The sequence below is a fragment of the Flavobacterium soyangense genome (genome assembly GCF_015277675.1).
Classification (GTDB): domain Bacteria; phylum Bacteroidota; class Bacteroidia; order Flavobacteriales; family Flavobacteriaceae; genus Flavobacterium; species Flavobacterium soyangense.
Genome location: NZ_JADHEC010000014.1, coordinates 57,584 through 76,379 on the forward strand (window position 1 = coordinate 57,584; position 18,796 = coordinate 76,379).

Below are 18,796 nucleotides of genomic sequence, written 5' to 3' on the forward strand. Positions count from 1 at the left end.
TCTATTTTAGAAAAACTCTAATCGAAAGTCCTAAATTAGGACTTTTTATTTACGTAACCTTTTGTAATAAAATGTTTTAATTCTATTTTAGCAAGGGAAAAATGATTAAATTTGATAAAGAAATTAGAACGAAAACAATATAAAAAATGGCATTTATAGACTATTACAAAATATTGGGAATCGACAAAAGTGCAACAGAAGCCGAGGTAAAAAAAGCATTCAGAAAACTCGCCCGAAAATACCATCCAGACCTGAATCCTAACGATAAAGAAGCTGAACAAAAATTCAAAGAAGTTAATGAAGCCAACGAGGTTTTGAGCCATCCAGAAAATCGCAAGAAATACGATCAATATGGCGAAGACTGGAAACATTCTGAAGAATTCGAAAAATCAAGACAGCAACAGCAATCTCGCAGAGGCTCTCAACAAGGGGATTTTGGAGGATTTGGAGGATTTTCAGGTGGTGGCGATTTTTCGGATTTTTTTGAATCTATGTTTGGAGGTCGTTCAGCAGGAGGAAGAAATCGGACTGCAGCCACAAAAGGAGGCGATTACAATGCAGAATTAAGCCTAGACCTGAAAGATGTTTACACAACACACAAACGGGAATTGACTATCAACGGCAAAAAAATTCGACTTACCATTCCCGCCGGCGTTGAAAATGGCCAAGTCATAAAAATTAGTGGAATGGGTGCCGAAGGTTTAAATGGTGGCCCAAAAGGTGATTTATACATCACTTTTACCATCGAAAACCACACTAAATTCAAATTAGACAAACACAATCTCTATTCAACTGTAGATTTAGATTTATACATTGCCATATTAGGAGGCGAAATTACGGTCGATACTTTTGACGGCAAAGTAAAACTAAAAGTAATGCCGGGAACCCAAAACGGCACCAAAGTAAAACTAAAAGGAAAAGGTTTTCCTGTTTATAAAAAAGAAGGGCATTTTGGCGATTTATACATTACATACCAAATCGTTATCCCAAAAAACCTCAGCGAAAAAGAAAAAGAATTATTTGAAGAATTGGCAAAGTTAAAAAAAGCTTAAAACACGACAAATAACTCTAAAAACACTGATAATCAACAGATTATTCGTATATTTACTAACCAATTTCTATTTTTGGGTGAACATCATTTTTATTGAAAAATAATTCCTTTGTCTATGGAAACTATTTTTAAAATAATTGAAATCTTCAAGGCTTTCTTACTTGATATTGGAGAACTTTCTAATTTTGCAGGGCGTTTTTTTAAAGAAGTATTAAAACGCCCTTTCGAATTTAAAGAATTTCTCAGGCAATGCTACAATATGGGAAACCGTTCCCTCCTATTGGTAGCCGTGACCGGATTTATCATCGGATTAGTTTTTACATTACAATCACGACCTACATTACAGGAATTTGGCGCAGTTTCCTGGATGCCTTCAATGGTAAGTATTTCTATCATTCGAGAAATTGGCCCCATAATTACCGCATTGATTTGTGCCGGACGTATTGGTTCCGGAATTGGTGCTGAATTAGGTTCAATGAAAGTGACGGAACAAATTGATGCAATGGAAGTTTCAGGGACGAATCCTTTTAAATATCTAGTTGTTACACGTATTTTGGCTACCACTTTTATGCTACCCATTTTAGTGATTCTAGGTGATTTTATAGCTATCTATGGTTCTTATTTGGTCGAGAACATCAAAGACCATGTATCGTTTTTATTGTATTATAACCAAGTTTTTGATGCTTTGGAATTTGGCGATTTAATTCCCGCAACCATTAAATCTTTCTTCTTTGGTTTTGCCATTGGATTAGTAGGTTGTTTCAAAGGGTATAATTGCAAAAAAGGAACAGCAGGAGTAGGACTTGCTGCCAATTCTGCAGTAGTTTTTACTTCTATGCTTCTTTTCATAATTGACTTTATTGCCGTTTTTGTCACTGATATTTTTTATGATTTATAAATATGGACACTTTTCAAAACAATACTAAACACATCATAGAAATCAAAGACTTACGAAAAAGTTATGGTGATAATCATGTTTTGAATGGTTTTAATATGGTTCTGGTTGAAGGAGAAAACTTGGTTATAATGGGTAAATCAGGTTCCGGTAAATCTGTTATGATAAAATGTTTGATTGGCCTGGAAGCTCCTGATAGCGGCACAATAATAGTGATGGGTAAAGATATTAGCACATTGGAACATGAAGAACTGGACGAATTGAGAACCGAAGTTGGATTTCTTTTTCAAGGAAGTGCGCTCTATGATTCAATGACCGTTCGGGAAAATCTGGAATTTCCGTTGAGACGCCATACTAAGAAGTTTGGAGTCATAAAAGACACGACACCATTAGTTATTGAAGCTTTGGAAAATGTAGGTTTGGCACACACAATCAATTTAATGCCCGAAGAACTTTCGGGAGGAATGAAACGAAGGGTTGCTCTTGCGAGAACCTTGATACTCCAACCAAAGATTATTCTGTATGATGAACCCACAACGGGATTAGACCCCATAACCGCAAAAGAAATTTTGCTATTAATGGAATCTATTCAAAAAAAATACAACACCTCATCAATCATTATTACCCACGATGTGGATTGTGCAAGAGCAATTTCTAACCGAATGATTTTATTAGTAGACGGAATTAATTATGCCGAAGGTACTTTTGAAGAATTAATTTCCTCAAAAGACCCTAAAATACAAGCATTCTTTAAATAAATATAAAAATGGAAAAAGCAGCCTCACAAAAAATAAGCCTTGGTTTTTTTGTAATTATCGGATTATTGATTTTTATACTTGCCGTTTATTTCATTGGTGACAAGCAAAAAATGTTTGGAAAAACAAATCATCTGGAAGCAGTTTTCAATAACGTAAATGGATTGCAATTGGGCAATAATGTGCGTTATTCAGGAATAAGCGTGGGAACCGTTCGAGGAATCAAAATGATTAACGACACAACAGTTCGTGTTGACATGAATATTGATAAAGCTATTTTTCCCTTCATAAAAAAGGATGCAGTTGCCATCATTGGGTCTGACGGATTAGTGGGAAATATGATTATAAATATCTTTCCCGGAAAAGGTGACGCACCTTCAGTTAAACCGGGTGATGCAATTCGTTCCCAAAATCGTGTTCGAACTGAAGATCTTTTAAATACCCTTAGTATAACCAATAAAAATGCTGCAAACCTCACGTCAAATTTGCTAAAAATTACTGATAAAATTATAAAAGGAAAAGGAACTTTAGGAGCATTGCTAAATGATAGTCTTTTATCCAAAGACCTTAAAGAAACCATGCATTATTTAAAATCAACAAGCAAAGGAGCTTCTGAAACAGTCACAAAAATAAACAAACTCATAAATTCATTAGATAACAAAGATAATGTTGTGGGTATCATTAAAGACTCGGCTGTAGCCAATAAAATAAAAAACGTGATTACAAATTTAGATAAATCATCTGCCGAAATCAACAAAGTAGTGACTAATCTCAACGCTACGATTATCAATATCAAAGACGGAAAAGGCACTATTAATTACCTTTGTAATGACCCTGGATTAGTTCGAAAAATTGATTCTACAATGACAAATATCAATGCCGCAAGCATAAAACTGAATGAAGACTTAGAAGCCATGAAACATAATTTTCTACTTCGAGGCTATTTCAAAAAACAGGAAAAAGAAAAAGCGAAAGCTGCAAAAGAAGCAGAAAATAAAAAGTAAATGATTTGAAATCAAAGCTGAACTTCAATCTTTAAATAAATATCCCCAAACTTACCTGAATTTTGATAAACGCATAGCGACGTAAAATTTCTATGTACTGTAATTTTATAGAATATTTTAAGCATTCAATAAACTACCTCGGGGCAGAGCCCCAGAGGTATTAACGAAATAACAGCCACAGATTCACAGATTTTCAAAAATCTTTTTTAATCTGTGAATCTGTGGCAAAAAAAAAACCGAAGCAGAGCTTCGAGGAATTAAACCCAAAGAGATTAAAATTTAAAAGCATCTCATCATGATTACGGTAGAAAAACATGGGATAATTCTAAGTCCGACCAATAGGGAGTTTGAAAATAATGGCGTTTTAAATCCAGGTATTTACCAGGAAGAAAACACGGTACATATTTTATACAGAGCCGTTCAGGATGGAAATTTGTCTACAATTGGATATGCAAAAACCGAAGGTCCTTTTAAAATAGTGGAAAGACTTGAGCATCCACTAATAACCCGTGATTTTGATTATGAAAAACATGGTGTCGAAGACCCAAGGATTGTAAAAATTGAAGATACTTATTATATAACCTACACCGCTTATGATGGCGTCAATGCAATGGGAGCGCTTGCCACCTCAAAAGATTTAATCCATTTTGAAAAACACGGAATAATTACTCCAAAAGTAAATTATCAGGAATATGAAAAACTGGTTCTTTGCTGCGGCTCTAAACTAAACCCAAAATACCATCAATATTACCAACTTTTTTCTCAAATAGGATTGGTAGGAGATGAAACAAGGCTTCTGAGAGATAAGGATTTAGCATTTTTTCCAAGAAAGATAAACGGGAAATTTGCTATGCTGCATCGGATATGGCCTGGTATCCAAATTGTCTATTTTGACCATTGGAAAGATTTAACCAAACCCTTTTGGGAAAATTACCTTCAAAACCTTCAAAATTACATTGTTATAGATCCAAAAGGCGTTTTTGAAGTAAGCTACATTGGAGCTGGAGGTCCGCCTATTGAAACCAAAAACGGTTGGCTGATGATTTATCATGGTGTACAAGAAACCCATAAAGGAGTAATATATCATGCTAAGGCTGCTTTACTTCAATTAGACAAACCTGAAAATGAGATTGCAAGACTGGATTTACCGCTCTTTTCTCCAACCAAACAATGGGAAATTGAGGGCGAAGTTAGTGATGTTGTGTTTCCTACAGGTCACGCATTGTTTGGTGAAGACTTATACATTTATTATGGCGCAGCTGATAAACATATTGCAGTTGCAAAAGTGAACATTAACGAGCTAATTCTTGAATTAGTAAAACAACCTTAAAATAGTCTGAGATGGGGTCTGAAAAAGAAATAAAAATGCTAATTGTCAGTTCATATCCACCTCGTGAGTGTGGGTTAGCGACTTTTTCGAATGATATTGTAAACTCTGTAAAAAAAGTATTTGGAAATACACTTCCCATTGAAGTTTGTGCCTTGCAAAACGAAAAAAATAATTTTGAATATGGCAATGAAGTAACCTATGTTTTATCTACCGCTTTCATAGATGATTATCGTCAGATTGCTGAGAAAATAAATAAGCGAAAAGACATTGGTTTAGTTTGTATTCAACATGAATTTGGACTTTATGGAGGCGAATATGGCAATTATCTATTGTCATTTCTTTTAGCATTAAACAAACCTATTATCACCGTTTTTCATACCGTATTACCGGAACCAAACAAGAAAAGAAAAAAAGTGGTTCGAGCATTGGTAGATTTGTCTAACAAAATAGTGGTGCTAACCAATAAATCAAGTGAGATTTTAATTAACCAATATAATTGTCAAATCTCAAAAATAAAAGTAATACCACACGGCACCCATATTGTACTTTGGGAACAAAAAGAAATATTAAAAAAAGAATACTATTACTCTCACAAAATAGTGATGTCAACATTTGGATTGATAAGCGAAAATAAAGGTATTGAAACCATTTTATACGCTATGCCCGAAATTGTTGCCAAACATCCCGAGGTAATCTATATGGTAATTGGGAAAACACATCCTGAAATCATCAAAAGAGAAGGTGAAAAATACCGCAATAAGCTTACAGATATTGTAATGGAACTCCATTTAGAAAACAATGTTATTTTTATCAACGAATATCTTGAATTGAAGCAATTGCTAAAATATTTGACCCTATCCGATATTTATTTATTTACTTCCAAAGATCCAAATCAGGCAGTTAGCGGCACATTTGCTTATGCCATGAGTTGTGGCTGTGCCGTTATTTCTAATCCAATTCCACACGCTGTCGAAACTCTTGACGATAGTACCGGAATATTAGTAAATGAATTCAACAATACCTCTGAGTTTCAAAAAGCAATTTTAAAACTTATTGAAAATAAAGAAGAACGTCTTTCGATGGGAAGAAATGCCTATTCACAATCACACACAACAACTTGGGAAAATGTTGCCATTAAATATGGATTATTATATGGTGAATTAACAAGTAAAGAGGAAGATTTAAGATTTAATTTGCCTCCAATCAAATTAGACCATATTAAAGAACTTACAACAAATATTGGGATATTACAATTTTCAAACTTTAGCCAGCCAGACCCATCATCAGGATATACGCTAGATGACAATGCTAGAGGGTTGATTAATATGGTAATGTATTATTCTTTTTACCACGATGAAAGCGTCCTGAAATTGGCAAATATTTATTTGAGTTTTGTAGAAGGTATCCAGCGTGAGGATGGATTTTTTGACAATTATAGGGATATTGACCTTAAGCTGACGGAACAAAATTTAGAAGTAAATTTAGAAGATGCTAACGGAAGATCTTTGTGGGTATTAGGATATGTAATATCAGAAAAAGAAATTCTTCCGTGGCATTTTGTAAAAAGGGCAGAAATCTGCTGGAAAAAAGCGTATAAAAATATTCATCAAGTTTCATCGCCCAGAGCTATAGCGTATACCTTAAAAGGGCTTTATTACTATCATTTAATTTCTCCATCAGAAACAATAAAGTTGCAGATGGAGAAACTTGCAGATAAACTTCTGAATCTTTATAATATCAATTCAGCAGAAAATTGGTGTTGGTACGAAGATTATATGACTTATGTAAATAATGTGCTTCCAGAGGCAATGTTGTACAGCTATTTAGCAACTAAAAACAAGAAATATTTAAAAATTGCAACAATTACCTTTGATTTTCTTTTATCACACTATTTTATGAAAGGCCAGCTAAAAGTAATTTCGAACAGAGGATGGTTCAAAAAACAAAATGAAAGAGAGTTTTATGGAGAACAACCTATCGAAGTAGCTACCACAATTATTACTTTAGATTTATTTTACCAAGTTACTGGTAATGTGAAATATAAAGACCAACTTGAAGTAGCTTTTAATTGGTTTTTAGGAAGCAATCACCTAAAACAAATTATGTACAATCCCGAAAACGGTGCATGTTATGATGGCCTTGAAGACAAGCATATTAATATTAACCAGGGAGCTGAATCAACTTTGTGTTTTTTAAAAGCGCGTTTAATTATGAATAAATATGCTGAAAAAGAATCTTATAAAAAGAAAATTCTGAAAATTTAGGGAATAAAATTATACACTTTTCAAACCAAATATCAACAAGTCGATGTCCTCTTTAGTATTGAAATGACTAAAAGATATTCTTAAACTTGGTTTTTTCAAATCCTCGTTAGAAAGCATTTCGGCCAAAACGTGCGATGGTTTAATACTACCCGATTGACAGGCGCTTCCACGGGAAACGGCAATTCCTTTCATATCCAGGTGAAACAAAATCATTGCAGTTTTATCTTCGGCGAAAGGCAGTAAAACATTTAAAATAGTATAAATTCCGTCAGAAGTTCCGTTGATTACAAAAGTCGGAAATTCAATTTCGAGTTGAACAATTAAATAGTTCTTCAGTTCAGAAATATGATTTCTTTCGGTTTCTAAATTAGCATAAGAAAGTTCCAAAGCTTTTGCCATTCCAGCAATTTGATGCACTGCTTCGGTTCCGGGACGCAGGCCTTTTTCTTGTTCGCCACCATAAAATAAAGGTTGTAATCCTGAATTTTTCTTGATATAAGCAAACCCAATTCCTTTTGGCCCGTGAAATTTATGCGCACTAGCCACCATAAAATCAATAGGTAAATGTTGTAAATCGATTTCGGTTTTCCCAACAGATTGCACCATATCGGTATGAAATAAGGCATTGTATTGTTCACAAATTCGCCCCACTTTATCCACATCCAGGAGATTTCCTGTTTCGTTGTTCACATGCATTAAACTTACCAATGTCTTAGTTTCCTGCGAAAGCAACTCCACTAAATCTGTAATATCAATTTCACCATTGGGTTTAACTGCAACATAGTCTACCTGAATATCGAATTCTTTTTGCAGGGCTTGAACTGTATACAAAACGGCGTGATGCTCAATTTTACTGGTAATTATTCGCTTCACTTTTAAATCCTTAACCGCAGAACGAAGTATCCAATTATTGGCTTCAGTGCCGCATGATGTAAATATAATTTCTTGGGCTGAAGCATTCAATTGTTTGGCAATAGCCTTTCTGGAAAGTTCCAAAATACTTTTGGCATTTCGCCCAAAACTGTGCGTTGACGATGGATTTCCATAATCTTCCGATAAAACTTTTGTCATTTCCTGAACGACTTCCGGACGGATTTGCGTGGTTGAGGCGTTATCGAGATATACTTTTTTCATACTATAAATTTAAACTTTATTTATGACATTTCCTTTTGTGACCGTGACGCTTTTGATTTTATTTGGAATATCAGTTTTGCGTTGAACACTACAATCGAAACCAAAATCAGGAAATAGGAACACAATTGAATCACACTGACCTGTTCTTTGTAGTAGAATATGGCCAGCAAAAAATTAATTATGGGATTGATATAAATCATAATCCCCACCGTCGAGGAATTAATCCCTTTTAAAGCATATAAATTCAAAAACAATGGAATAATAGTGAAGAAAACAACAATAATCAACAAACAGCCGTAAAACAAAGGTTCCGTGGGTATTGTTCCACTGTACTTTGGATAAAAAGGAATCAGAATCAGTGCCGTAAACAGCAATTGAATGGTTAAAATCAGGAATTTATCCAATTCACTGTTTTTTCGTTGGCTTACCAAATAGAAAGCATACGTTGCTGCCACAACTAGGCTAAAAAAGATATCCTTAAAATGATTAAAAGACAACAGAACACAACCCAAAATACTTATCATGACGGCAACCCATTGCCCTTTTGACAATCTCTCTTTTAGTATATAAAAAGCAATAATAGTTGTCAAAATTGGACAAATCAAATAGGCCAACGAAGCAGCTTTCACACTAACGTGGTTCATTACAAAAATGAATACAAACCAATTTGAAGTTAGAAATAATGCACCACCAAGGGTTAATAAAACAGTACTTTGTTTCTTTTTTAGAGTCATTTGACTGAAATGATTCCGGTTTTTTCGGAGAACATTTCTACGAAAAACAAGATTAATCAGCACCATCGTGAACACACTAAAAAACACACGATAAAACAAAATATCCAAGGATGGATAATTGTGTAATGGCTTTAGAGCTAAACTAAAAAAGCCCCAGATGAAAAAGGCGAAAAAAGCGGCTAAATAATATTTGGTAAGTTTCATTTTTTGGATTAAATTGGTGCAAATATAATGATTTCCGCTCGGTTGGGATTTTACAACTTCTTTTTAGGTTCATTTATATTCCAAATTAAAATCCAAAATTCGTGTTAAATTATATGTTTTTGAATGAGAATGCTTTTGGAACAAATTAAAAATTCTACTTTTGTTGGAAATAATATAAAAATGAAACGATTTCTGGGTATATTGATATGTGCACTTGTTTTTAGTGGTTGTGATGACGGTAATTTAACATTGGAAACCATAAGTTTTGAAAATGTTCAAACACAAAGTTGTACCACCAATAATCTTATCTTTAAACTGAAAGAAAAAGAAGCATTGCTTCTCGAAATCCCCAAAACATCATTTGTAAATGAACCTACTGTTCCTGGAACTCCAACACTATTTGACATTAATAATTCAACTTATCGAGTAGTGTATCGTTTTTATAATGGAACCGTAGCAGCCGATAATATTTGCAATACCATCCCGCCAGCTTTACCTAATGTAACAGACCAATGGACTGCCACATCAGGCAAAATACAAATAATTACGACCCCAATAACCGAAGCCGGATCTATTACCGGAAGCACAAAAATTACAGGTTACAATCATAATATTGCTTTTAAAAATATCACATTTGCAAAAACAAGCGGGAATCAAGTTTATAAAGATTTTCCTTTTGGTGATTATATCACCTCTGCAACTCCTTTGCCTTTTGGTTTTGACAAAGTAGTGGAACAATGTCCTTCTTCAAAACAAATTTATAATTATACCAGTAGTGAAGCCTTAACCTTAGATATCGATCCTGCCTTGATTGTGAATACTGAAACACCTTTAAACACACCCAGAATTGGGCTAATTGGTTCCATTAAAAACAAACTTACGTATCGTTTGTACTCCAATGGGATTGTTACGCCAAGTTATTTTTGCAACACAACCGTTCCTGTACTTCCATCGATAAGCGAAGAATGGAATGCCATTAATGGTGTTTCAGGAGTTAGCGGAATTATAGAAGTAACTACAATAAAAAGTGGAACCACTGCATATAAACACACTATTGTCATCAAAAATGCAACTTTAATAAAAGGGAATAGTAGTTTAAAATTGGGAGACAGTTATATTTATGGTGATTTACTGACTAACTAATCTCAGAGATACAAAACCCATTTTACCACAAATTTGCAAATTAAATCTTCCTTACATTGAATTTTTAATTTGCGGATTTTTGGTCTATTTTTTTGTTTTTTTAAAGCTTGTACTTTTTAACTATAAAACAAATTATTTGCTGTTTTGTTTGATATAAACTTCGGTGGCGCCTTGCCCGTATTTTTGATAATTACCGTCCTGAAAAGCAATGTTATCATAACGTCCCAACAAAAAATCAAGCTCTGATTTTAGTATTCCTTCGCCAACGCCGTGTATAAAAACAATCTTAGGAATGCGGTTTTTTATGGCAAATTCTATGTGTCGTTTTGCGGTTTCTGCCTGTAAAGTCAGTATGTCATAATTAGACATTCCCCGTTTATTGGGAACCAGTTTTTCGATGTGCAAATCAAACTCCGGAGCGGGAATTTCGCGCTTATCTTTCTTCTCTTTGACAAAACTTCTTGGTTTAGGAATTTCCTTTTCCTTGACAACCTCACCTACATTCATTTTTTTTACAAAATCCATTAAATTACTGGAATCGTTTGTTTTAAGTAATTCATTGGCGAAATATGTCATCACAAAACCATCCGTAGTTTCAATAGTAACTTCCTTGTTTTTGACTGACAACACTACTCCATTTACATCTTCATCCAGAACCGAAACCTTGTCTCCTTTATTGAACATTTTTATCTTCTTTTTCTTGATTATTATTTAGTGTTTTGATGCCAGACTTCAAAAGTAATGAACTTTAAAATAGAATCATTTATATTGAAAAGGTTTCTTGCAAATTGTATAAAGCATCTTAATCCGTTGCCCACTGCAAGTAAATTAAAGCCACTGCAGCTGCCGTCATAATTACCAATGCAGCAAAGCCAAGAATATTGGAAGTTCTGCTATTCGTAAATCTGCCCATCACTTTTTTATTATTCGAAATATGAAGAATAATGGCTATTAAAATCGGAGCAGTTAGTCCGTAAAGAACTGCCGTATAAATCAAAGCTTTTATAGGTGAAATGCCAATATAATTTAACGACAATCCCAAAATTAAAGAAGTTCCAATGACACTATAAAAAGCTTTGGCTTCATGGAATTTTTTATTAAGCCCTTGCTCCCATCCAAAAGTTTCAGTAATAATATAAGAAAGTGAACCGCTTAATACAGGAATGGCGATAAGACCCGTACCAATTATACCAACAGCAAAAAGAAAATAAGCCAAATCTCCCGCCAATGGTTTCAAAGCCATAGCAGCCTGTTCAACAGTGTCTATCTGGTGAATACCCCCATTGAATAGCACCGTTCCCGTAGTAAGAATGATAAAATACATCACAAAGCCCGAAAAAGACATTCCAAAATCGACATCTTCATTTATTTCGTGAATTATCTTTTTGTTTACTATCAGATGTTTTTTATTTTTAATTTTATTCATTTCTTCCACTTCTATTGATGCCTGCCAGAAGAAAAGATAAGGAGAAATTGTGGTTCCAAGAATTCCGACGAGAATACCCATAAACTCTTTGTCGAATTTTAAGGTAGGAATAATTGTAGACTTCAGGATTTGTGTGAAATCTTGTTTGTATAAAAACGGCACAATAAAATAAACCAACATCACGATGCAGAGGTATTTTAGTGTAGCAGCTATTTTTTGATATGGCAAATAAATGATTAACCCCAAGAGTACTATTGTAAACAAAACACTGAAATAAGTGGCATCAACAGAAGGAAATAATAAATTTCCCACCGCTCCCATTCCGGCAATATCAGCACCAATATTCATTACAATAGCCGGAAAACTAAATAATAGCATTAGATATAAAATCGGTCTTGGATAGTAGTTTTTAAGCGCTCCCGTCAAACCATGAGAAGTAACCAACCCAATTCTGGCGCACATTTGCTGAATCGCAGCCATTAGCGGAAATGCAATCAGGGCAGTCCATAACGTCGAAAGTCCATAAGCAGCACCAGCTTGTGAATACGTTGCAATTCCCGATGGATCATCATCACTTGCCCCTGTTACAAGTCCGGGACCGAGAAGTTTCCAAAAATTTGTGAGTTTGTTTTTTAGTTTTGTTCTATTATTCATCATTTATAATTTTCTTTAATCATCAAAAAGCTAAAATTATTTAAGAGTACTGCACAAATGAATTTATAGGCTAATTTACGAATTTATTTACCCAATTCTTATGGCATTTTCTAAAAACACCTTACTTTTGTCACATTCTATTAACAATTCAATTCTATAATCGTGACTAAGAGCCAGATTATCCAAAATATCACGGACTTAAAGAGCCATTCTTCTATCAATTACGGTATTAAGACAAAAGTTGAAGCCTTCACCGAGAAACTGTTTTATACTTTATTCGATGCCGATGCGCCTTTAGACCAAAGCATCGATGATCTTGAAAAATCATTCAAGGAAATTGCAAAAATTGCTTGCAAAAAACCCGAAGGAATATGTGACGGCATTTGGGAACAATTTCTTGAAAGACTTCCATTGGTTCTGGAAAAGCTAAATTTGGATGCCGCTTACATATTAGAAAATGACCCAGCGTCTAACAGTATCGAAGAAGTCTATCTGGCTTATCCAGGATTTTATGCTATTGCCATTTACAGATTAAGTCACGAATTGTACTTATTGGACATGCTGCTTTTCTCCAGACTCATGAGTGAATATGCCCATCAAATCACAGGAACAGATATTCACGCCGGTGCAGACATTGCTTCACCTTTTTTTATTGACCACGCAACCGGAATTGTAATTGGCGAAACAACGGTTATTGAGAAACATGTGAAATTGTACCAAGGGGTTACTTTAGGCGCCCTGAGTGTCAGTAAAGACATGAAAAGCACCAAAAGACACCCTACCGTTGAGAAGAACGTATGCATTTATGCCAATGCGACCATTTTGGGCGGAGAAACTACCATTGGAAAAAATAGTATTATTGGAGGAAATACCTGGATTACAAAATCTATCCCGGCAAGATCCATTGTAACCAATACGACCATTACCGAAGTAAAAATAAAAGAATTAAAATAGCATGCAATTCAAAAAATTATTAGACCTAATTGGAAATACGCCCTTAATTGAAAGCGTAAATTTGGTAAAAAATAAAAACGTCAAGCTTTTATTAAAACTCGAAGGAAACAATCCAGGAGGCAGCGTAAAAGACCGTGCAGCTTACAATATGATTGCATCGGCTATTGAAAGAGGCGACATCAAAGAAGGAGATAAGCTCATTGAAGCCACTAGTGGCAATACCGGAATTGCTTTGGCTATGATAGCCCAATTATTCAATATAGAAATTGAGCTTGTTCTTCCGGAAGATTCTACCAAAGAACGCACCCAAACAATGCAGGCTTATGGTGCAACCGTGATTTTGACTCCTGCCAGTTCAGGGATTATCGGATCAAGGGATTATGTAGATCAGAAGATGGCAAAAGGTGGTTACATTATGTTAAATCAGTTTGCCAATGATGACAACTGGAAAGCCCATTACAAAACAACAGGTCCTGAAATTTGGAATGATACCCAAGGAACTGTAACTCATTTTGTATCAGCAATGGGAACTACGGGAACCATTATAGGAACTTCAACTTATTTAAAAGAGAAAAATCCAGCGATTCAAATTGTAGGTGCACAACCCAGCGATGGCTCCCAAATTCCGGGAATCCGAAAATGGCCCCAGGAATATTTACCCAAGATTTTTGATGCCTCTAAAGTGGATACTATTATAGAAATTTCCGAAAAAGAAGCTCGTGAAATGACCAAACGATTGGCTAAAGAGGAAGGTGTTTTTGCAGGAATGAGCAGTGGCGGTTCTGTTGCAGCAGCCCTTAAACTGGCCAGCCAATTAGAATCAGGAGTAATTGTCGCCATTATTTGTGATCGAGGCGATCGGTATTTGTCTTCAGATTTATTTGATTAACGTCATTACTTAAAAAACAAAAAAGTCTCGATTTTTATGTAAATCGAGACTTTTTTGTTTGGCATAACAACTAAACTCGCTACAGTACTAATTTCTGTATTGAATAATTTAGAAATAGGATAGTTTTACTCTGCTTTAGTCACTAATTCTTTAAAATTTTATTCGTAATTCCTTTTATTTTAGACTTACGGTAAGGTGAGAACTTAAAATTCTTCCTTCCAATAAATTGAAATCACATTTGGTTTCGATGCTTTTAATTTTAAAACCACCTTCAGTAATATAAGCCGAAAGCTACATTGTAAAACATCCTAAGTAAGCCGCCACAACCAACTCTTTCAGATTAGTTCCTACCCCTTCTTCAAAACGGGATTTAAAGGAATATTGTGTGTTTACCAATATCCCATTGTAGTCAAATGTCAGGCTCCTTCTTTTAGTGAACCTTTCCAAACTGCAGTTGCATGTCTTTCCATAATTCTATTAATTTTAATATTTACTCAAATTCAAGACTTTAAAAATCAACACTCTATAACTTTTTCATCTTATAATGAAACTTTAAATTTGGCTTATGCCGATGTTTTTTCAATGATACAATCGCTTATTTTTATAGGTTATACTAAGTGAAATCATTATTTTTGTTAAGTAAACAGGTTGTATATTCTTAAGCACGAAATGAAAAACCAAAAACCAACCTACTTTATCCTTCTTTTATCAATCTTTATGGGACAAAATACAGAAGCTCAGGACTGGGCTAATTTAAGCAAATACCAAAATGAAAACACCACTCTTCAACCAGTGCCTTCAGGACAAAAAAGGATCGTTTTTATGGGTGATTCCATCACTGAATTCTGGTCTGTTATTGACCCCGATTTTTTTGGTGGGAAACCCTATGTAAATAGAGGTATTAGCGGACAAACCACATCTCAAATGCTTATTCGTTTTAGACCCGATGTGATTAATTTGAAACCATCTTTGGTCATACTGATGGCTGGTATCAATGACATTGCCGGAAACACAGGTCCATCGACACTCGAGATGATTGCCAATAATATCTTTTCTATGGCTGAATTAGCCAAAGCCAATAACGTTAAAGTAATTTTATGCTCCGTTTTACCTGCTTATGATTTTCATTGGTCATCAGGAAAACACCCTGCAGAAAAGGTGGTGAGTCTCAATAAAAAGATAAAAAAATATGCTGATGCCAATGGGATTTTGTATCTCGATTATTATTCAGCAATGGTGAATGAACAAAAAGGATTGAAATCCGCATACTCCAATGATGGAGTTCATCCAAATAAAGCAGGTTATAAAGTAATGAATCCTTTGGCAGAAAAAGCAATAGTTAAAGTATTGTCAGGAAAATAAATATTCCAATAAAAATAGGCAAAAAAAATAAACTTTAGAAAACTAGGCAAAACCAATTTCAATATCTCAGAAACAGCAATGGAAACATGGCAAGTAGGCGGAAAATGGGGTTCGCCCTTCAATGATAAAACTGCTGACGAGTTAATCACTTTTGCTGAATATTTTGCGTTTTATGAGGCCATTTTATTTATGGATTACAAGAAATTGACAATAACAAATAAATCTTTGGATAAAAGGAAACCTTAAAAAGAATTGGCTTTATTAATGCGTAATTTACTTTTGGGATTTGGTCATATGCGTCTGTTAGCTAAGGATTCACCAATTGTTTTGGTCAATGCCATAATTACTCCATAACATTCAGCTTTGCTGATGGTGGATTGCGAGGCCACGATATCGGCCAGACTGTCTAAATCATCTTCGCCATCGTGTATAGCGCAAGGATAGTATTTTGTGGAGGTGCTACCAAATTGTTTTTCTTGGGCACCATTTTGAAGGATACTGACATTCAAATATATTAAGCAGGGTTATAAAATAATTTTGTCTAGACAAAATTATAAAAAAATATATAGGAAATAGCAAAATCCTATACATTTTTTAGCATAAAAATATTTAACAATTGTATAAAAAATATACATCTTTATATTTTATTGTCATGATAATACTAAAATTAGGTACTGACTAGTCTTAAATCATTTAAGGGATTAAGGTTATTAAAAAGTATTGATTCATTCCAAAACTCATTCTAAATGAAAAAGCCACCCCAATTTTAAAAGGGATGGCTTTAATTTGAATTGTTTTAACTTTTTACTGCTTAATTAGTCTCACTGTTTTTTGATACGTACCCTGAGTTACAGTGGTAAAGTAAGCCCCTGTTGGTAAATCTTCTCCAAACTCAATGGCTTGTCCATCATTGCTTTCGATGTGTTTTACCAATCGACCCACCATATCAAAGACTTCTACCTGCACTTTTTCTTTGCTTCCTCCTTCTAAAAATAACGTGTATTTATAACTAGTAGGATTAGGATATACAAATAAGGTGCTGGTAATAGTTGTTTCTGGTGCTACTGCAACTACCTTCTTAGTAATCTTGGTATCATTTACCTCGATATTACCCCGTGTAATGTTTGTTGCAGTATAGTCACTCACTAGTACACCCATTTGATTATCATAAACTACAGCCCCATCCGTTCTTGTAATTTTGATTCTGAATTGATCCGGTATTGTACACTTAGCGTCATTACATTTTTTTCCATCACGATGGTAGCCGAAATGATTTGGATCCAAGTCGTATACATTACGATGTTCCATTCCATCGTCAATATCACCATCATGTTCGTCCTGCATATCACAATTTCCATTATCTATAGCTGTCACTATAAAATTATAGGTTCCAGAACCATTTATTGTGCCTGTTCCTTTGAATTGAGATTTATTACCTACTATCACCAACCATTGGAAAGAGTTACTTTCAAATCTAAGATTATTTTTCTTCAATTGAAAATCGAGTTCCCCTTGTGGCACATTAGTTCCTTTTTTATATTTAACTGAAAATCCGAAACGGCCTTTGCCAATAACTTGATTTGCTGGATACGCATTAGCTGGAGAAATGAATGAACCATTACCCGCAGCATAACCTCTGCTTGGATCATACACTGGTAAATAACCTGTGTTGGATGTTGCGCAAGCGTTTCCGGCAACGGCGGTAACTCCATAAACCTCTTCGAGCATAGCTGGAAGGGTAATACTGGCTACTCCTGATGCATTAGTTGTGACGGCGCTTCCTTGTTGCACTCCATCGATAAGGAAAGCTATCGAAACACCCGAAACGTTAGGATATACCGTTGCTGATAAGGTTATTGGCAAACCTATTGGAGTAGGCAAAATATTTGGCAAGTCAACTTTGGTAATTGCATTAATCGTCAGTAAACCATTAGTTTTCAAAACTGAATAATTACCCAATTTACCATTAGGATCATTCAGTGCAGGAATAATAGATGTGCCTGAAATACTGTATGATGCTGTAATGCCATCACTGCCAAGTACTCCAGTAAGTGTTCCTGTTAACAGAGGATCAACCATACCGCAGTATTTCGATTTGTCGTCGGCTTTAACTGTGAGCGAGGCTAGGGCAATGCTAAAGTTTTTGCTGTCGCTGCTTGCCAAATGGTTGGCATCCCCTACATAGCTGTAGCTCGCAGTAGCATTACCAGCATTGACGTTGTTGGCATAAACTACAGCAGGAGACAAACTCAACCCACCTGCCCTAGTAACAGTAACCGTTGCCGGGGTAATAGCCAAACCAGTATAAGCGAATGGACCTACTGGGATAGTAACTGTAGTAATAGATACGGATTTTCCGATTGAATTATTTACAGTTCCGCTGCTAGCAAGATAGTTTCCGTTTCCTGCAAAGCTCCAGGCATCTGCATTATAAGTACCTGCATTGATATGGGTAGTTTCGTTGACAGTCATCAAACCGGTAAGATCAACCGGAGATGGGCTTTCAACTCCAACTGCTGTGAACGTTGATGTATGTGCCACACCGTCGTAAGTTACGCTGTATGGTGTTACTGTGATTACTGCATTGGCTTTTCCAATAGCAAAGTCTTTGCTGTCTGTACTGCCTTCGTGGTTGGCATCCCCTGCATAGCTGTAGCTCGCATTGGCTGTTCCTACGTTGATGTTGTTTGCATAAACTGGTGCCGGTGTTAAACTCAAGCCGCCTGCTCCGGTTACGCTTACTGAAGCCTGCTCAATAGCCGAACCCGTATAGGTGAACGGTGCTCCCGGTGCAACAGTAACTGTTGTAACTGTTGCCGCTTTTCCAATAGCAAAGCCTTTGCTGTCTGTACTGCCTTCGTGGTTGGCATCCCCTGCATAGCTGTAGCTCGCATTGGCTGTTCCTACATTGATGTTGTTTGCATAAACTGGTGCCGGTGTTAAACTCAAGCCGCCTGCTCCCGTTACGCTTACGGTTGCCTGCTCAATAGCCGAACC

General features: G+C 35.3%; 17 protein-coding genes. 11 read left to right on the plus strand and 6 right to left on the minus strand.

Features of this window, described 5'->3' with window-relative positions; all coding sequences use genetic code 11:
• Positions 1-146 precede the first annotated feature (146 nt).
• The 6 genes from IR213_RS08055 (at position 147) to IR213_RS08080 (ending at position 7,299) form a co-directional block, all read left to right on the plus strand.
• Positions 147-1,052: a DnaJ C-terminal domain-containing protein gene (locus IR213_RS08055; RefSeq protein ID WP_194311797.1), complete on the plus strand. Its 906-nt coding sequence runs from the start codon at positions 147-149 to the stop codon at positions 1,050-1,052.
• A gap of 114 nt (positions 1,053-1,166) precedes the next feature.
• Positions 1,167-1,949, plus strand: a complete 783-nt coding sequence (locus tag IR213_RS08060) for an MlaE family ABC transporter permease (protein ID WP_194311798.1) — start codon at positions 1,167-1,169, stop codon at positions 1,947-1,949.
• A gap of 2 nt (positions 1,950-1,951) precedes the next feature.
• Positions 1,952-2,704: an ABC transporter ATP-binding protein gene (locus tag IR213_RS08065; protein WP_194311799.1), complete on the plus strand. Its 753-nt coding sequence runs from the start codon at positions 1,952-1,954 to the stop codon at positions 2,702-2,704.
• Positions 2,705-2,712: 8 nt separating this feature from the next.
• Positions 2,713-3,705 carry an MlaD family protein gene (locus tag IR213_RS08070; protein WP_194311800.1) on the plus strand — a complete coding sequence of 331 codons (993 nt, stop codon included), beginning with the start codon at positions 2,713-2,715 and terminating at the stop codon, positions 3,703-3,705.
• Between the two features lie 295 nt (positions 3,706-4,000).
• Positions 4,001-5,035, plus strand: a complete 1,035-nt coding sequence (locus tag IR213_RS08075; RefSeq protein WP_194311801.1) for a glycoside hydrolase family 130 protein — start codon at positions 4,001-4,003, stop codon at positions 5,033-5,035.
• An 11-nt stretch (positions 5,036-5,046) separates the two neighbouring features.
• Positions 5,047-7,299, plus strand: a complete 2,253-nt coding sequence (locus IR213_RS08080; RefSeq protein ID WP_194311802.1) for a glycosyltransferase — start codon at positions 5,047-5,049, stop codon at positions 7,297-7,299.
• A 9-nt stretch (positions 7,300-7,308) separates the two neighbouring features.
• On the opposite strand, the gene IR213_RS08085 is transcribed toward IR213_RS08080, so the two are convergent.
• Together IR213_RS08085 and IR213_RS08090 are read right to left on the minus strand one after the other, a co-directional pair.
• On the minus strand, positions 7,309-8,433 hold the full coding sequence (locus tag IR213_RS08085; protein WP_194311803.1) for a cysteine desulfurase family protein: 1,125 nt from the start codon (positions 8,431-8,433) through the stop codon (positions 7,309-7,311).
• 20 nt (positions 8,434-8,453) lie between these two features.
• Complete coding sequence (locus IR213_RS08090) at positions 8,454-9,371, minus strand: EamA family transporter (protein ID WP_194311804.1); 918 nt, start codon at positions 9,369-9,371, stop codon at positions 8,454-8,456.
• Between the two features lie 180 nt (positions 9,372-9,551).
• Between IR213_RS08090 and IR213_RS08095 the strand changes: the two genes are divergently transcribed.
• Positions 9,552-10,514 (plus strand): hypothetical protein, encoded by a 963-nt coding sequence (locus IR213_RS08095; RefSeq protein ID WP_194311805.1) that lies wholly within the window; start codon positions 9,552-9,554, stop codon positions 10,512-10,514.
• Between the two features lie 132 nt (positions 10,515-10,646).
• Here IR213_RS08095 and IR213_RS08100 read toward each other — a convergent pair whose 3' ends face one another.
• Entirely contained in the window at positions 10,647-11,198 is a 552-nt protein-coding gene (locus IR213_RS08100) for a Smr/MutS family protein (RefSeq protein WP_194311806.1), read from the minus strand.
• A gap of 118 nt (positions 11,199-11,316) precedes the next feature.
• On the minus strand, positions 11,317-12,597 hold the full coding sequence (locus IR213_RS08105; protein WP_228479125.1) for an NRAMP family divalent metal transporter: 1,281 nt from the start codon (positions 12,595-12,597) through the stop codon (positions 11,317-11,319).
• Between the two features lie 159 nt (positions 12,598-12,756).
• On the opposite strand from IR213_RS08105, the gene IR213_RS08110 reads away from it, so the two are divergent.
• From IR213_RS08110 to IR213_RS16290, 4 genes are all read left to right on the plus strand, one after another.
• Positions 12,757-13,548 (plus strand): serine O-acetyltransferase, encoded by a 792-nt coding sequence (locus tag IR213_RS08110; protein ID WP_194311807.1) that lies wholly within the window; start codon positions 12,757-12,759, stop codon positions 13,546-13,548.
• A 1-nt stretch (position 13,549) separates the two neighbouring features.
• On the plus strand, positions 13,550-14,437 hold the full coding sequence (gene cysM / locus IR213_RS08115; protein WP_194311808.1) for a cysteine synthase CysM: 888 nt from the start codon (positions 13,550-13,552) through the stop codon (positions 14,435-14,437).
• A gap of 669 nt (positions 14,438-15,106) precedes the next feature.
• The gene (locus IR213_RS08120) at positions 15,107-15,799 is read left to right on the plus strand and encodes an SGNH/GDSL hydrolase family protein (protein ID WP_228479127.1); all 693 of its coding nucleotides are present in this window, start codon (positions 15,107-15,109) and stop codon (positions 15,797-15,799) included.
• A 78-nt stretch (positions 15,800-15,877) separates the two neighbouring features.
• Positions 15,878-16,045: a hypothetical protein gene (locus IR213_RS16290; RefSeq protein ID WP_228479128.1), complete on the plus strand. Its 168-nt coding sequence runs from the start codon at positions 15,878-15,880 to the stop codon at positions 16,043-16,045.
• A 44-nt stretch (positions 16,046-16,089) separates the two neighbouring features.
• On the opposite strand, the gene IR213_RS08130 is transcribed toward IR213_RS16290, so the two are convergent.
• Both IR213_RS08130 and IR213_RS08135 read right to left on the minus strand, forming a co-directional pair.
• Positions 16,090-16,308: an HU family DNA-binding protein gene (locus IR213_RS08130; protein WP_194311809.1), complete on the minus strand. Its 219-nt coding sequence runs from the start codon at positions 16,306-16,308 to the stop codon at positions 16,090-16,092.
• A gap of 295 nt (positions 16,309-16,603) precedes the next feature.
• Positions 16,604-18,796: T9SS type A sorting domain-containing protein (locus tag IR213_RS08135; RefSeq protein ID WP_194311810.1), on the minus strand; the 2,193-nt coding region annotated here is incomplete at its 5' end.

Excerpts from the sequence above, each read along its gene's own strand:
- IR213_RS08085 (WP_194311803.1), bottom strand. The coding sequence starts at position 8,433 with ATGAAAAAAGTATATCTCGATAACGCCTCAACCACGCAAATCCGTCCG.
- IR213_RS08055 (WP_194311797.1), top strand. The coding sequence starts at position 147 with ATGGCATTTATAGACTATTACAAAATATTGGGAATCGACAAAAGTGCA.
- IR213_RS08095 (WP_194311805.1), top strand. The coding sequence starts at position 9,552 with ATGAAACGATTTCTGGGTATATTGATATGTGCACTTGTTTTTAGTGGT.
- IR213_RS08090 (WP_194311804.1), bottom strand. The coding sequence starts at position 9,371 with ATGAAACTTACCAAATATTATTTAGCCGCTTTTTTCGCCTTTTTCATC.
- IR213_RS08080 (WP_194311802.1), top strand. The coding sequence starts at position 5,047 with ATGGGGTCTGAAAAAGAAATAAAAATGCTAATTGTCAGTTCATATCCA.
- IR213_RS08075 (WP_194311801.1), top strand. The coding sequence starts at position 4,001 with ATGATTACGGTAGAAAAACATGGGATAATTCTAAGTCCGACCAATAGG.
- IR213_RS08065 (WP_194311799.1), top strand. The coding sequence starts at position 1,952 with ATGGACACTTTTCAAAACAATACTAAACACATCATAGAAATCAAAGAC.
- cysM (WP_194311808.1), top strand. The coding sequence starts at position 13,550 with ATGCAATTCAAAAAATTATTAGACCTAATTGGAAATACGCCCTTAATT.
- IR213_RS08100 (WP_194311806.1), bottom strand. The coding sequence starts at position 11,198 with ATGTTCAATAAAGGAGACAAGGTTTCGGTTCTGGATGAAGATGTAAAT.
- IR213_RS08105 (WP_228479125.1), bottom strand. The coding sequence starts at position 12,597 with ATGATGAATAATAGAACAAAACTAAAAAACAAACTCACAAATTTTTGG.
- IR213_RS08070 (WP_194311800.1), top strand. The coding sequence starts at position 2,713 with ATGGAAAAAGCAGCCTCACAAAAAATAAGCCTTGGTTTTTTTGTAATT.
- IR213_RS16290 (WP_228479128.1), top strand. The coding sequence starts at position 15,878 with ATGGAAACATGGCAAGTAGGCGGAAAATGGGGTTCGCCCTTCAATGAT.
- IR213_RS08060 (WP_194311798.1), top strand. The coding sequence starts at position 1,167 with ATGGAAACTATTTTTAAAATAATTGAAATCTTCAAGGCTTTCTTACTT.
- IR213_RS08120 (WP_228479127.1), top strand. The coding sequence starts at position 15,107 with ATGAAAAACCAAAAACCAACCTACTTTATCCTTCTTTTATCAATCTTT.